The organism is Rhodococcus sp. WAY2, from assembly GCF_009859915.1.
Classification (GTDB): domain Bacteria; phylum Actinomycetota; class Actinomycetes; order Mycobacteriales; family Mycobacteriaceae; genus Rhodococcus_F; species Rhodococcus_F oxybenzonivorans.
In genome coordinates, this window is record NZ_CP046572.1 from 3,889,554 (window position 1) to 3,902,825 (window position 13,272).

12 protein-coding genes are annotated in these 13,272 nt (G+C 67.7%); 7 read left to right on the forward strand and 5 right to left on the reverse strand.

What is annotated here, in order from left to right; translation table 11 throughout:
• Window positions 1-28 precede the first annotated feature (28 nt).
• From dmpG to GFS60_RS17865, 3 genes are read right to left on the reverse strand one after another with little or no spacing between them, the layout of a single operon-like run.
• A complete protein-coding gene (dmpG, locus tag GFS60_RS17855; RefSeq protein WP_159923209.1) occupies window positions 29-1,039 on the reverse strand; it encodes a 4-hydroxy-2-oxovalerate aldolase in 1,011 nt (336 codons plus the stop codon).
• Window positions 1,036-2,007, reverse strand: a complete 972-nt coding sequence (locus tag GFS60_RS17860; RefSeq protein WP_159923211.1) for an acetaldehyde dehydrogenase (acetylating) — start codon at window positions 2,005-2,007, stop codon at window positions 1,036-1,038. The genes dmpG and GFS60_RS17860 overlap by 4 nt, the downstream gene beginning before the upstream one ends.
• Window positions 2,004-2,816 (reverse strand): 2-keto-4-pentenoate hydratase, encoded by an 813-nt coding sequence (locus GFS60_RS17865; RefSeq protein WP_159923213.1) that lies wholly within the window; start codon window positions 2,814-2,816, stop codon window positions 2,004-2,006. Before GFS60_RS17865 ends, GFS60_RS17860 begins: the two co-directional genes overlap by 4 nt.
• 87 nt (window positions 2,817-2,903) lie before the next feature.
• On the opposite strand from GFS60_RS17865, the gene GFS60_RS17870 reads away from it, so the two are divergent.
• Entirely contained in the window at window positions 2,904-3,689 is a 786-nt protein-coding gene (locus tag GFS60_RS17870; RefSeq protein WP_159923215.1) for an IclR family transcriptional regulator, read from the forward strand.
• A gap of 129 nt (window positions 3,690-3,818) precedes the next feature.
• Here the strand turns inward: GFS60_RS17870 and GFS60_RS17875 are convergent, their stop codons facing one another.
• Window positions 3,819-5,228, reverse strand: coding sequence for an FAD-binding oxidoreductase (locus GFS60_RS17875; RefSeq protein ID WP_159923217.1), 1,410 nt, complete (start codon window positions 5,226-5,228; stop codon window positions 3,819-3,821).
• Window positions 5,229-5,291: 63 nt separating this feature from the next.
• The gene (locus GFS60_RS17880; protein WP_159923218.1) at window positions 5,292-5,858 is read right to left on the reverse strand and encodes a TetR/AcrR family transcriptional regulator; all 567 of its coding nucleotides are present in this window, start codon (window positions 5,856-5,858) and stop codon (window positions 5,292-5,294) included.
• A gap of 97 nt (window positions 5,859-5,955) precedes the next feature.
• Between GFS60_RS17880 and GFS60_RS17885 the strand changes: the two genes are divergently transcribed.
• The 6 genes from GFS60_RS17885 to GFS60_RS17910 all read left to right on the forward strand — a co-directional run bounded on the left by GFS60_RS17885 (window position 5,956) and on the right by GFS60_RS17910 (window position 13,228).
• Window positions 5,956-7,383, forward strand: coding sequence for an FAD-dependent oxidoreductase (locus GFS60_RS17885; protein ID WP_159923220.1), 1,428 nt, complete (start codon window positions 5,956-5,958; stop codon window positions 7,381-7,383).
• Between the two features lie 122 nt (window positions 7,384-7,505).
• Window positions 7,506-8,015: a MarR family winged helix-turn-helix transcriptional regulator gene (locus tag GFS60_RS17890; protein ID WP_159923222.1), complete on the forward strand. Its 510-nt coding sequence runs from the start codon at window positions 7,506-7,508 to the stop codon at window positions 8,013-8,015.
• Window positions 8,012-9,430 carry an MFS transporter gene (locus tag GFS60_RS17895; protein WP_159923224.1) on the forward strand — a complete coding sequence of 473 codons (1,419 nt, stop codon included), beginning with the start codon at window positions 8,012-8,014 and terminating at the stop codon, window positions 9,428-9,430. Before GFS60_RS17890 ends, GFS60_RS17895 begins: the two co-directional genes overlap by 4 nt.
• Before the next feature lie 41 nt (window positions 9,431-9,471).
• A complete protein-coding gene (locus GFS60_RS17900) occupies window positions 9,472-10,449 on the forward strand; it encodes an LLM class flavin-dependent oxidoreductase (RefSeq protein ID WP_159923226.1) in 978 nt (325 codons plus the stop codon).
• Window positions 10,450-10,483: 34 nt separating this feature from the next.
• Window positions 10,484-11,473 (forward strand): MDR family oxidoreductase, encoded by a 990-nt coding sequence (locus GFS60_RS17905; RefSeq protein WP_159923228.1) that lies wholly within the window; start codon window positions 10,484-10,486, stop codon window positions 11,471-11,473.
• Between the two features lie 90 nt (window positions 11,474-11,563).
• Window positions 11,564-13,228, forward strand: coding sequence for a transposase (locus tag GFS60_RS17910; RefSeq protein WP_201453397.1), 1,665 nt, complete (start codon window positions 11,564-11,566; stop codon window positions 13,226-13,228).
• Window positions 13,229-13,272: the final 44 nt, after the last annotated feature.

Genomic DNA, 13,272 nt, shown 5'->3' on the forward strand with positions numbered 1-13,272 from the left:
GCCGGATTTCGGTTATGACGAACCCGCCCTATTGGGCCGTCATGTCGAGGGCGATGTCGGTGATCATGTCTTCCTGTCCGCCGACGAGTCCGCGTTTGCCGACTTCGAGGAGGATGGTGCGCACATCGACGCCGTACTGCTTCGCGGCGGTTTCGGCGTGGCGGAGGAAGGACGAGTAGACGCCGGCGTAGCCGAGGGTGAGGGTTTCTCGGTCCACGCGCACGGGCCGGTCCTGGAGGGGGCGAACCAGGTCGTCGGCGGCGTCTTGGAGGGCGAACAGGTCGCAGTTGTGACTCCACTTCTGGAGGTTGGCCACGGCGATGAATGCCTCGAGTGGACAGTTTCCGGCGCCTGCGCCGTGCCCGGCGAGGGATGCGTCGACGCGGGTGGCGCCTTCTTCGACGGCGACGACGCTGTTGGCCACGGACAGCGAGAGGTTCTCGTGGGCGTGGATACCGATCTGGGTGCCGGGGTCGAGGATGTTCCGGTAGGCGCGGACCCGTTCACGGACACCGTCCATGGTTAGCCTGCCTCCGGAGTCGGTGACGTAAACGCACTGCGCTCCATATGATTCCATCAGCTTCGCCTGCTTGGCGAGGTCGTCGGCGGAGTTCATGTGACTCATCATCAAGAATCCGGAGACATCCATGCCGAGCTCGCGGGCCTTGGCGATGTGCTGGGCAGACACATCTGCCTCGGTGCAGTGCGTGGCGATGCGGATGGAGCGCACCCCGAGCTGGTAGGCGTGTTCGAGTTCGGCGATGGTGCCGATGCCGGGCAGCAGCAGCGTGGTCAGGGTGGCGTGGGTCAGGTTGTCGGCGGCGGCCTCGATCCATTCCCAGTCGGTGTTCGAGCCGGGCCCGTAGTTGAGGGAGCCGCCGGCGAGACCGTCGCCGTGGGCGACCTCGATCGCGTCGACACCGGCGGCGTCGAGGGCGGCGACGATGCGGCCGACGTCGTCGGGGGTGATGCGGTGCCGGACGGCGTGCATGCCGTCGCGGAGTGTGACGTCCTGGATGTAGAGCTGGGGGGTGGTCACGAGTGGGCCTCCGCGGGAATGGTGTTCTGAATGCGTCGGGCGATGGACTCGGCGGTGCGCAGGGCCGCGGAGGTCATGATGTCGAGGTTGCCGGCGTAGGCGGGCAGGTAGTGGGCGGCGCCCTCGACCTCGAGGAAGATCGACACCTTGGTGGTGACCGGACCGCCGCCGTCGCGCAGCAGGGTATGCACGGGTTCGCCGTCGGGGATCGGGGTGAACTGGACGTCCTGCTTGAGCCGGTAGCCGGGGACGTACTCGGCGACCCGGGCGGCCATCTCCGCGACAGACGCGCGGATCGCGTCGTGATCGGCGTCGCCGATCAGGGCGAAGACGGTGTCGCGCATCAGCAGGGGCGGTTCGGCGGGGTTGAGGATGATGACGGCCTTGCCGCGGGCGGCGCCTCCGACCTGTTCGATGGCGTGGGAGGTGGTTTCGGTGAATTCGTCGATGTTCGCGCGGGTGCCGGGGCCGGCGGATTTGGAGGCTATTGACGCGACGATCTCGGCGTAGGCGACGCGGGTGACCGCGGAGATGGCGGCGACCATGGGGATGGTGGCCTGTCCGCCGCAGGTGACCATGTTGACGTTGTCGACGCCGGAGTCGAGGTGCTCTTCCAGGTTGACCGGGGGAACGACGAACGGGCCGATCGCGGCGGGGGTGAGGTCGACGAGCTTCTTCCCGTAGGGGGCGAGGGCGGCGGCGTTGGCCTGATGGGCCTTGGCGGAGGTGGCGTCGAAAACGATGGCGATGTCGGCGAAGTTGTCGAGGGCGATCAGGCCGTCGACGCCGTCGGCGGTGGTGGGCACCTTCAGTCGGGTGGCGCGGGCGAGTCCGTCGGAAGCCGGGTCGATGCCGACCATGGCGCCCATTTCGAGGGTGTCGGAGTTGCGGATCACCTTGATCATCAGGTCGGTGCCGATATTGCCGGATCCGATGATCGCGACCTTGATCTTGGGGGTGTCGGTCATGAGTGGTCCTTCGAGAATGTGGCGGTCACGGTGCCGAGGCTGGTCAGTTCGGCGCGGATGGTGGTACCCGGCGGGGTGGGGACCATGGGGCCGAGGGCCCCGGAGAGGATGACCTGTCCGGCGCGCAGGGGCTGGCCGTAGTCGCGGGCGGTGCGGGCGAGCCAGGCGAGGGCTTCGAGGGGGTCCCCGAGGCAGGCGGCGCCGGTGCCCTCGGACACCAGTTCCTCCCCGGAGAACAGGCGCATGGACACCTCGCGGGGCTCGAATTCGTCGAGTGTGAGCCATTTCTCGCCGAGGACGTAGAGTCCGGAGGAGCCGTTGTCGGCGACGGTGTCGGTGATGGTGATGTCCCAGTCGGCGATGCGGGAGTCGACGATCTCCAACGCTGCTGCGGCGCGGGCGACGGTGGCCCGGACCTGGGTGATGTCGAGGTCGCCGTCGACGAGGTCGGCGCCGAGTTCGAAGGCGACCTCGGCCTCGGCTTTCGGTTGCAGCAACCGGCTACTCGGTACCTCGGGTAGGCCGGTGACGTCCATGTCGGCGAACAGCACACCGAAATCGGGTTGATTCACCCCGAGTTGTTGTTGCACGGCCGGGGAGGTGAGGCCGATCTTCCGGCCGGTGACGGTGCCGCCGGCGGCTACCCGGTCGTCGGTCAACCGCTGCTGGACCGCGTAGGCGGCGTCGATATCGGTGACCCCGAGTAGGTCCCGCACGGGTGCGCACGGTCGGGCGGTTGCGGCCGCAAGGCGGGCGGCTGCGTCCAGGATCGGCGAACTTCGTTGAGTGGTGGGCGTACTAGCTGACATCAGTGTCCTCCGATTGCTTTCGCTCGTGGGGATGCGGACGGCGCGTGTGGCTTGTACTGTGCCGGGCCGGATGGTGATACTCAACGAATGAGTCCCGAAGAACGGAACACTTCGTCGCCCGGTGGCGAGCCGACGTCGGTGGTCCGGCGGATGTCGGATCTGTTCGCCGCATTCGGCCCCACTGACACCGCGCTGGGTGTGAACGAACTGACCCGGCGGACCGGGATACCGAAGGCGACGGTGTCGCGGCTGGTGAAGGAGATGGAGGGCGTCGGGTTCCTCGAACGTCGGGGTGCCAAGGTGGGGCTCGGTCTGCGGCTGTTCGAGCTGGGCGAACGGGCCTCACGTCGCCGGTCGGTCCGCGAGGTGGCGCTGCCGTTCCTCGCTGATCTGCGGGAGGCGACGCGGCAGACCGTGCATCTGGCGATCCTCGACGGCACCGAGGTGGTCTACGTCGAGATACTGCCGGGACGGGACGCACCGTGGCTGCCGTCCGGCGTGGGTAGCCGTCTACCCGCGCACGCCACGGGGGTGGGCAAGGCGCTGCTTTCGGGATCACCGCCGCAGGTGCTCGCCGAGGTGCTCGCGGCCGGTCTGGTCCGGGTGGGTCCACGCACCATCACCGCGCCCGGCCCGCTTGTGCGGCAGTTGCGCCGCATAGCCTCGAGCGGCATCGCCTACGAGCACGAGGAGTCGGCACCGGGCGTGGCCTGTGTCGCGAGCATCATCCGCATTGACGACGGACCGCCGGTGGCCGCCGTTTCCGCGTCCGGATGGATCGGCAAGGTCGATATCCGGCGCGTCGGTCCCGCTGTGCATACCACCGCCCTGAGCATCACCCGTGCGCTCACCGACGCCAGGGATCGGGAATAGGGCGGCTGATGCCGAGTCCGTCTGTCAATCCTGTGCCGCGGGATGGCCGCCGTCGATGACTGCGGTTGATGCATCCGGCAGGTGCACCCCGCTCGTAGCACTTCCAGAGCCTCGCAGCAGTTTCAAAGCTCAGAGCGGATAGTGCGCCAGCACTCCACGCGGGTCGTGGGTTTGTCGTAACGTACGGAGCCGCCGGAGGTTTCCTCCGTATGCCGCGCTGATCTCGACGCCGGTCTCGGGGAAACCCGGCCGCACTTCCACGCTGTAGACGCCGATCGTGTGCGGTGCGAGGGCGTCGAGCGCACCCCCCGCCCACGCCATGCAGGCGGCGCCGTCGTAGGGGTCGGACCAGATCGCGTTGAGGGGGACGTTCCATTCGCCGGTACGGCCCCAGAACGCGGTGTCGGTGTCGTCCACGTCGGCGAGGGCCCCGCCGCTGTGTTGGAAGTCGATACGGCACTGACGGGTCGGAGCACCGTGGATCTGAGCGGCCAGCGCCTCGGCGATGTCGGAATCGAGGGTCGGACCGGTGAAAACCGCTTTGCCGAAGAATGATCCGCGCGGCTCGCCCGGTACCGGCAGACGGATCGGTTCGGGTTCCTCTCCGCCGCGACCGGGCGGGGTGAACTCGGGTAAACCATCGAGGTATCGACCGGACATCTCGGAGCGGTAGAGCACGTTCTTCGACGCCGCGGCCACGCCGGACGCCGAGGTGCGGGCGCGGGCGATGGTGGTCTCGTCCCGGCTCGCGCAGGCGGTGTAGACGAACAAGACCGGCTCGTCGGGTGACTCGTCGCTGTAACCGAGGACGGCACCCATGGTCGTGTCGCGCGGAAGCTCCCGTGCCACACGGAAATAGGTGGCGAGGGCGTCGAGTCCGAGCATCATCCGGTCGACCCACATTGGGCCGGCCCGGTGGGTGCGCAACACCGCTGAGGTGACGACGCCGAAGCAGGGCGCACATCCCCGCACCGCCCACCACAGATCGGCCTCGTCGCCGGTACTGGCCTCGGACAGGTGAAGAATTTCACCGCAGGGGAGAACGAGTTCGACCTCGACGAGATGATCGAGCGTCAGGCCCAGGCTGCGGGTGAGATAGCCGAAGCCACCGCGAGTGGCGAGCCCGAAGCCGGCGTGCCGGACGATGCCGACCGGCACCACGCGGTGGGCGGGCGCGAGGGCGTCGAGCATCGTTCCCATGGTGGCGCCGCCCGCGACCACGACGCGATCACCGCCGAGGCGGGCGGTATGAAGGTGTGCGGAGAGGTCGAGCATGACGGCCCCGTCGGCCACGCAGTTGGAACTGAGGCCGCCGCCCCGCACGGTGATCGCACCACCCGTTCGGTGCGCGATGGCCATGACCGTCGCGACCTCCGCAGCGGAAACCGGCTGCACCACACAGGCTGGATGCCGTCTCGCGGCGTCGGGAAAGAAGACTTTTCCGAGCGCATTTCGGTAGGAGGGCGAATCCGGGAGATGTACCCGATCGGGCACAATCGCTTTCAGCTGCTGGACACATTCCGCGGACGGTGACCTCACGAGCGCCTCCTCGTCGGTTGCGTTGCCCGCCTGTCGCTGCGTCCGCGGGACCCTCATTCGTCCTCAGTCTCGCAGATGCGGGGCGGTCAAGTAGTGCTCGAGGACTGGCCCGACCCACCGCGCCAACTGCTCGTGCGTCATCTCGGCCAGCGGCGGTACGCGAAGAATGTAGCGCGCGAACGCAAGTCCGAGGATCTGCGATCCCACCAGGGCCGCGCGTTCCGCCGCCCGATCCACCGCGACCGCCGCGAGTGCCGGGGCCACCTGCCGGGCGAACACTTGGAGCATCGCCTCGGCGGCCCGAGCGCTGGTGGACGCCGCCCGTAGCAGTGGGAGAAAGGCGCCGTCGTTCTCCCACACGGCGAAGAATCGCGGCATCAGCACGGTGGCGAGCGAGTCGACCGGAACGTCGTGGAGGTCGGGAAGGTGGAGTTCGAACTCGGCCGCCTCCGCGAACAGCGATTCCTTGTTGGTGAAATAGCGAATCACGAGGGCGGGATCGACGCCGACATCCGATGCGACAGCCCGCATCGTCGTGCGGTCGTAGCCTTCGGCGCCGAACCGGGCGCGGGCGGCATCGAGGATCGCGGCGCGGGTGGCGACAGCGGAGCGGGTACGTCGTTCGGGCATTCCGCAAGTGTAGTCAACACTTGTTGACTTGGCGATCGAAGGCGCCTACCGTAGAAGTCAACAGGCGTTGACTCGGAGCCTTGATCGGAGGACCGTCATGAAAAACACCGACGTCGTGGTGATCGGCGCAGGACCCACCGGCTGCATGCTTGCCGGGGAATTGGCTGCCGCAGGTAGATCGGTCATCGTTCTGGACAAGCGGGACGCACCCTCACCGCTCAGTCGGGCGTTCGGTGTTCATGCCCGCACCCTGGAGTTGCTGGACGCACGTGGACTCGCCGATGAGCTGGTCGCCTCGGGCGCGCCGTCTCCGGGGTTGAAGCTGTGGCGAGGTGCGGAATTGAATCTCGCCGGCCTTTCGTCACGATTCCCGTTCGTGCTGATCACCCCGCAGCGAAATGTCGATTCCCTCCTCGAGCGGCACGCTCGTGAACAGGGCGCCGAGATCATCCGCGGCATCACCGTGACCGGGGTGCAGCAGGACGGCGACGGTGTCACAGTGCGCGGGCGGGACACGTCGGGAGAGGAACACGCGTTTCGCGCGGCGTACGCGGTGGGGGCCGACGGCGCACACAGTGCGGTGCGCCACATGATCGGTCAGCCGTTTCCCGGAAAAGCGGTGCTCCGTTCGATCATGCTCGCCGACGTCGAACTCCGGAATCCGCCCGACAGCATCGTGACCGTCAACGCGGTGCGCGACGGATTCGCCTTCCTCGCACCATACGGCGACAACCTCTTCCGCGTGATCGCCTGGAACCGGCGGCATCAGGTAGACGACAGTGCTCCGGTGGAACGGGCCGAATTGCGCGACGTCATCGAGAGCGCCATGGGTACGGACTACGGCCTCGGCGCGGTGCGATGGCAGTCACGGTTCCACAGCGACGAACGGCAGGTCCCGCAGTACCGGACGGGGCGGGTGTTCCTTGCCGGCGACGCCGCGCACGTGCACTCGCCTGCCGGTGGGCAGGGGATGAACACCGGCATCCAGGACGCCGCCAACCTCGGATGGAAGCTCGCGGCGGTGCTCGGCGGGGCGGACTTCTCCGTGCTCGACACCTACCACGCCGAACGGCATCCGGTAGGAAGGATGGTTCTCCGGACCAGCGGCACCACGATGCGAATGATGACGCTACGGCCGTGGGTGCTGCGGAAGCTCCGGAACGTGGTGGTCGCGACTCTTCTGCGATTTCCGCCGACCGGTGGTGCTGTCGCCAAGACGTTTTCGGGTATCGGGATCCGGTACGGGCACCGAACCGGCGACAGCGTACTGGTGGGCAGGCGGGCCGAGGACATTCCGACTGTCGCCGGCAGGTTGCACGAGGTACTGCGCTCCGGCGGTTTCGTCCTGATAACCGAGCGGGACGTGGTTGTGCCTTCCGGGGTTCACGCCGTGACCCGGCTCGGCGACGGACCCGCGTTGCTCGTGCGGCCCGACGGGTACATCGCGTGGGCGGGCGACAGGGCGTTCGACGGGTGGCGAGTGGCCCTGAAGCGGTGGACCGGGCGCATGCCGGTAACAGCCTGAATTATCCAGGTTTGCTGTCTAACTGTCCCATATCCCTTCGATTGATCGAGACAAAGCTCACCTGGTCGGAAGTTCATTAGACAGCTAGACTGGCTAATGACAACGAGGGTAGGGAGGCAGCAATGGACGAGCGAGTAGATCAGCTCCGCGAAGACATAGTGCTGTTCACGAGGCGCATTCGCACCAAAAGGGCAGGCCACCTGCTTACGCCCACGCAACTCCAGGCGCTCGCCCACCTCGACCGAGAAGGACCGATGAGCGCCAAGACGCTCGCCCACCTCGAGCAGGTGACGCCCCAGTCCATCGCCCGCACGGTCACCATGCTCGAAGATGCGGGCATGGTTTCGCGGACGGTGGACCCACAGGACGCGCGCGCCAGTCTCATCGCCATCACCGAGTCCGGGCATCGGATGCTGGCCGCCGACCGGGCCCAACGCAGTGAATGGTTGTCGGGGGCGTTGGCCGACACCTGCACGGACGCCGAACGTGACTTACTCTTCATCGCCGGCCGCCTGCTGAGGCGGCTCGCCGACGTTCCGGATCGGGGGCGTCTTGCCGACGTTACGGATCGGGGCCGTCTTCCCGACTCTGCCGGGTCGGGTTCGCGTGAGGAGTCACTGATGACTCCGTGACGGTCACCGACACCACTCCGACACAGGACGCCCGCCCGGTACCGTTCCGGGTCAGCGGCTCGGTCGCAACCGGCAGTATTCTCCAGCCCCTGAACTCGTCGATGATCGCCATCGCGATCGTCGGTATCGCCGCACAGTTCGGCCCCTCATCCGGAATTGCCTGGGTGATCTCCGCCCTCTACATCGCGACCGCTGTGACTGCCCCGATGGCGGGCAAGCTCGGTTCGCTGCTCGGCGCTCGGCGGGTGTATCTGGGCGGTCTGGCGCTGGTGGCGTTGGGGTCGATCGCGGGGTTGCTGGCGCCGTCGGTCGGCTGGCTGATCTTCTCACGAATACTGGTCGGAATTGGAACTGCTACACAGTATCCCAATGCCATGACGATGATCCGGGGTTACGCGGAGAAGTACAACGCGCAGCCGCGTACCGCGATCACGACACTCGCCATCTGTAGTCAGGCGGTCGTCGCCCTGGGACCGACGCTGGGTGGTCTGCTCGTCGGGGCCTTCGGGTGGCAGGCGATCATGTGGATCAATCTCCCGATCATCGCCTTCAGTGCCCTGGCCGTTGTGCGGTTCGCCGACGTCGGATTCGTCGGCGGTTCGTCGGTCGGTCACCGGCAGTTGCTGCACTCACTCGACCTCGCCGGGGTGCTGTTGTTCCTGGTACTGGTGTCTTCGACGATGCTGTTCCTGCTGTCGTCGACGTCGCAACCGCGATGGTGGCTGCTGCCGGTGTGGGCGCTCGCTCTCGCCGCATTCGTCCAGTGGGAAAGGCGGGCGACGGAACCGTTCATCGACGTCCGGGCGCTCACCCGTAACCGCGCACTCGGCGCGACCCTTGCGCGCACTCTGCTGACCTATACAGCGTTCTACTGTGTTTTCTTCGGGGTGCCACAGTGGCTGCAATATTCACGCGGCATGAGTGCCACCGAGGCGGGCCTGACAATGCTGCCCGTCGCAGTGGTCGGCATCGGCTCGACGATGCTCGCGTCGAGAATCTACCGGCGGCACGGCGCCCGGCGGACACTCGCCGTCGGCACCTGTGCGCTGCTGCTGGGTGGCCTGCTCCTCGCCTCGGTCGAGAGAAGCACCGCACCGATCGTGGTGCTGCTGCTCGTCGCCGCCGTACTCGGAATACCGAATGGCTTCAACAACATCGGCAACCAGAATCTGATCAGCTCGGTGACGTCGGTCGAAGAGGTGGGCACGGCGATCGGGATGTACCGCACCGTCCAATACATCGGTGCGAATCTGTCGGCCGTGGTGCTCCAGGCCACCGCCGGACACATCATCGGTGACGACGGACTGCACCGCACCGGCTGGTTCATCGCGGCTGCGGGAGTCGTGCTGCTCGTCGGCGTCCTCACGTCCCGAAACATGCGCGACAGCCGGTCTTCGCAAGTGTCCGCGGTGTAGCTACGGGAAATAGTTGGGTCGGAGCGACGGTTGCGTCGAGGGTGAAGCTGTCGATCCTGGACCGATCCCGCACGCGTGCCGGCGTGCCCGATGCCGCTGCGCTGACGGGGACGATCGACAGGGCGGTCCACGCCGAGCAGCTCGGATTCCACCGGTTCTGGGTGGCGGAGCATCACGGGGTCCCGGGGATCGCGAGTGGGTCCCCGCCGGTACTCCTCGCCGCAATCGGAGCCCGCACCGACCGCATTCGGCTGGGATCGGGTGGCGTGATGCTGCCCAATCATCAGCCGCTCGTGGTGGCGGAACAATTCCTGATGCTCGAAGCCCTGTACCCGCGGCGGATCGATCTGGGAGTGGGGCGGTCACTGGGATTCACCAGACCTGTCCGTGACGCTCTGCGCCGCGACCGCACTGCACCCGATACGTTCGCGGACGACCTCGACGAGCTGCGGCGGTATCTGGAGGGGGCGGCGCCGGTCACCGCACGACCCCGGGTGGAGGCGGCACCCCCGATGTTCGTGCTCGCCACCCGGCGGGGGCTCGACTTCGCCGCGCGCGCCGGACTGCCCGTAGTGGTAGGCGGACCGATACTGGGCGCTACCGAGGGCAGGATTCAAGAGCTCGATCGCTACCGCGACGAATTCGTACCCTCACCGGGGAACCGAGAGCCCTACGTGGTGATCTCGCTCGAAGTGATGATCGCGGACAGCACCGATGCGGCGCGCGAACTCCTGCTGCCGGAGGCGTGGGCGCTGGCGTCGTCGGGCCGGACGGGCGAGTTTCCGGCGCTCGAATCGGTCTCGGTCCTGCGCGATCGGCCGTGGACACAGCGGATGCGTGAGCAGATCGACGCGTCGATCGAGTCGTCGATCCACGGAACGGCGGACGAGGTGCGGGAGCAGCTCGACTCCCTGTTCGCCCGCACCGGCGCGGATGAGCTTCTCGCGTCCACATCGACGTTCGACCGCGAGGCGCTGTTCGGCGCCGACCGATCGCTGTCGCTTCTGTACCGTGAGTGAACCGTCACCATTCTCGAGGTCAGGAGATCAACTGATGAAGGACTTCACCGCCTGGATCGCTCGCGAGAACGAGGGCACGATCGAACTCGCCCCCGACACGGTCGACGAGTCATTTCTCCCGCCGGGTGAGGTCACCATTCAGGTCGAGTACTCCAGCGTGAACTTCAAGGATGCTCTTGCGCTCACCCCGAAAGGCGGAGTGGTACGCGCATACCCGATCGTGCCCGGCATCGACCTCGCCGGCACCGTCGTCGAGTCGGAGTCGTCGGAGTTCGCGGTCGGCGACAAGGTAGTCGCGCACGGGTACGACATCGGGACCGCCCGCCACGGCGGGTACGCGCAGTTCGCCCGGGTCCCGGCCGACTGGGTGGTGCGTCTGGACGGCATGTCGACCCGGACCGCGGCAGCGATCGGAACTGCCGGTTTCACGGCCGCGATGAGCGTCGAGGCGTTGCTGTCCCGCGGACTCGAACCGGGCGACGGTCCGGTGCTGGTCACTGGCGCGAGCGGCGGTGTGGGCACGGTTGCCGTCGATCTTCTCGCCGCTGCCGGCTTCGAGGTGGTGGCATCGAGCGGGAAACCCGAGAAGGCCGAGCTGCTGACCGGCCTGGGTGCGAGCAAGGTGATCGGACGGCTACCCGAACCCGACACCAAGCCTCGTCCGCTCGGCAAGGCGCAGTGGGCGGCCGCGGTCGATTGCGTCGGCGGTGCCACCCTCGCACACGTGCTCAGCACCATCGAGTACGGCGGCTCGGTGGCGGCCAGCGGACTCACCGGCGGCTCCGGCCTCGACACCACGGTGCTGCCGTTCATCCTCCGCGGGGTCAGCCTGCTCGGTATCGATTCGGTGCAGTACCCGATCGCGCAGCGCCGTCGCCTGTGGAAACGTCTCGCCACCGATCTGGCGCCGACGCACCTCGACGTAATCACCCACGACGTCCCGATCGCCGAGGTGGTGTCGGTGATCGACCAGGTGCGCGCCGGGTCGTACTCGGGCCGTGCCGTCGTGGGCGTCGCCCCGTGAGTACTTATTAACATTGGGGGGGCTGTTGCGAAATTGAGGGTCGGGGTGCCCGCGTGTCTACATGCTGTGACCTGCGGTTTCCTGGATAATGTGTTGGTGGCCAAGGGATATCGACCGGTAGATCGTGATCAGCAGTTCCTGTTGCCGCCGGACATGCGGGAGTGGTTACCGGCCACCCATCCGGTGTGGACGGTGATCGAGATCGTCGGCACCCATCTCGATACCCGGGCGTTCCATCACGGCCGCCGCACCGGCGGTGCGGGGCGGGCCGGCTACGACCCGGACATGCTGGTGACCTTGCTGATCTGGGCGTGGTCGCGGGGAGTGTGCTCGTCCCGGCAGATCGAGCGGGCCTGCTCGGAGGTGGTGTCCTACCGGGTGATCTGCGCCGGAGACGCCCCCGATCACGCGACGATCTCGCGGTTCCGCAAGGACAACCACACCGCCTGCGAGGAGTTGTTCACGCAGGTCCTGATCCTGGCCGCGCGGATGGGACTGGGCCGACTCGAAACGATCGCGTTGGACGGGGTGAAGATCGCCTCGAACGCCTCGAAGGACGCCAACCGCACCGAGGACGGGCTCCGCCGAGCGGCCGAGGCGGAGGCCGCGCGGATCGCCGCGGCGGCGGCGGCCGCGCACGCGGCGTGCGACGACGCCGAGGACGACCTCTACGGCAACGACGGTCCGGGACCGGGGCAGGTGCCGGCGGAGTTGGCCGATCCGGCGACCCGCTCAGCGCGGATCGCGGAGGCGTTGGCCCAGCTCGAGACGGAAAAGCAGGACCAGGATGCCGACCGGGACCGTAAGGCCCACGATTATCTGAGCAGGCTCGATGCGGGTCAGACGGTGATGGGGCGGGTGCCGGTGGGGGCCGAGGTCGCCGCCGCCGAGCGGCGGCTGGCGCAGGCGGTCGCCGCGCAGCAGGGTGTGCTCGACCGGTTCCGGGATGCTCCCGCCGCCGGTCGGGGCCGGTTCGTGCCGAAACCGGTCGACGAGCATCATCTGGTGCGGCGGCGGCGCACCGAACTCGAAACCGCCCTGTGTAAACACCGCGAGCGCATCGCCGCCGCCGGGCAGCGGCGCCGCAACATCACCGACCCGGACTCGCGGTTGCAGCCGCTGCGCGGCGGCGGGTGGCTACAGGGATACAACTGTCAGGCGTTCACCAGCGAGGACGGGGTGATCCTGGCCACCGGGGTCGGGACCAGCCCCGCGGACTATGACTACTTCCCTGACCTGGTCGACAAGGTCGGCAAGGCCGCGCAACTGATCGACGCCACCCGTCGCGGCCGAACACTTCCCACCGACCCGCCCCCTACCGGCCCGGACCCCGCCGACCCGACACCGGAGGAGTTGATCGGGGTGATGCTCTTCGACGCCGGGTACTGCTCGCGGAGCAACCTGACCTCGCCCGGCCCGGACCGGTTGATCGCGACCGGCAAGAGCCGGGACCTCGAGGCCGCCGCGGCCGACGATCCGATTGCTGGATCCGCACCACCGCACCCGCACCCGGATCCAATCCGGGCGATGGCCGATCGGCTACGCACCGAGGACGGCATCGCCACCTACCGCAAGCGCTCACCGATCGCCGAAACCGTGTTCGGACACGCCAAACACAACCTCGGCTTCCGCCGGTTCACCAGCCGCGGCCTCGACCGGGCCCGCAGCGAATGGGCGTTCCACGCCGCCGTCCACAATCTCGGCAAGATCCTCACCCACCTCACCGGCGGAACCACCCTCCCGGCCACCACCTGACCGAGAGCCGCAAAGGTGCGGGATCCCCCACCGCGGCACCCCCT

What these genes read in the sequence shown, in the direction of transcription:
- GFS60_RS17860 (WP_159923211.1), bottom strand. Translation starts at nt 2,007, where the DNA reads ATGACCGACACCCCCAAGATCAAGGTCGCGATCATCGGATCCGGCAAT.
- GFS60_RS17865 (WP_159923213.1), bottom strand. Translation starts at nt 2,816, where the DNA reads ATGTCAGCTAGTACGCCCACCACTCAACGAAGTTCGCCGATCCTGGAC.
- GFS60_RS17870 (WP_159923215.1), top strand. Translation starts at nt 2,904, where the DNA reads ATGAGTCCCGAAGAACGGAACACTTCGTCGCCCGGTGGCGAGCCGACG.
- GFS60_RS17880 (WP_159923218.1), bottom strand. Translation starts at nt 5,858, where the DNA reads ATGCCCGAACGACGTACCCGCTCCGCTGTCGCCACCCGCGCCGCGATC.
- GFS60_RS17885 (WP_159923220.1), top strand. Translation starts at nt 5,956, where the DNA reads ATGAAAAACACCGACGTCGTGGTGATCGGCGCAGGACCCACCGGCTGC.
- GFS60_RS17890 (WP_159923222.1), top strand. Translation starts at nt 7,506, where the DNA reads ATGGACGAGCGAGTAGATCAGCTCCGCGAAGACATAGTGCTGTTCACG.
- GFS60_RS17905 (WP_159923228.1), top strand. Translation starts at nt 10,484, where the DNA reads ATGAAGGACTTCACCGCCTGGATCGCTCGCGAGAACGAGGGCACGATC.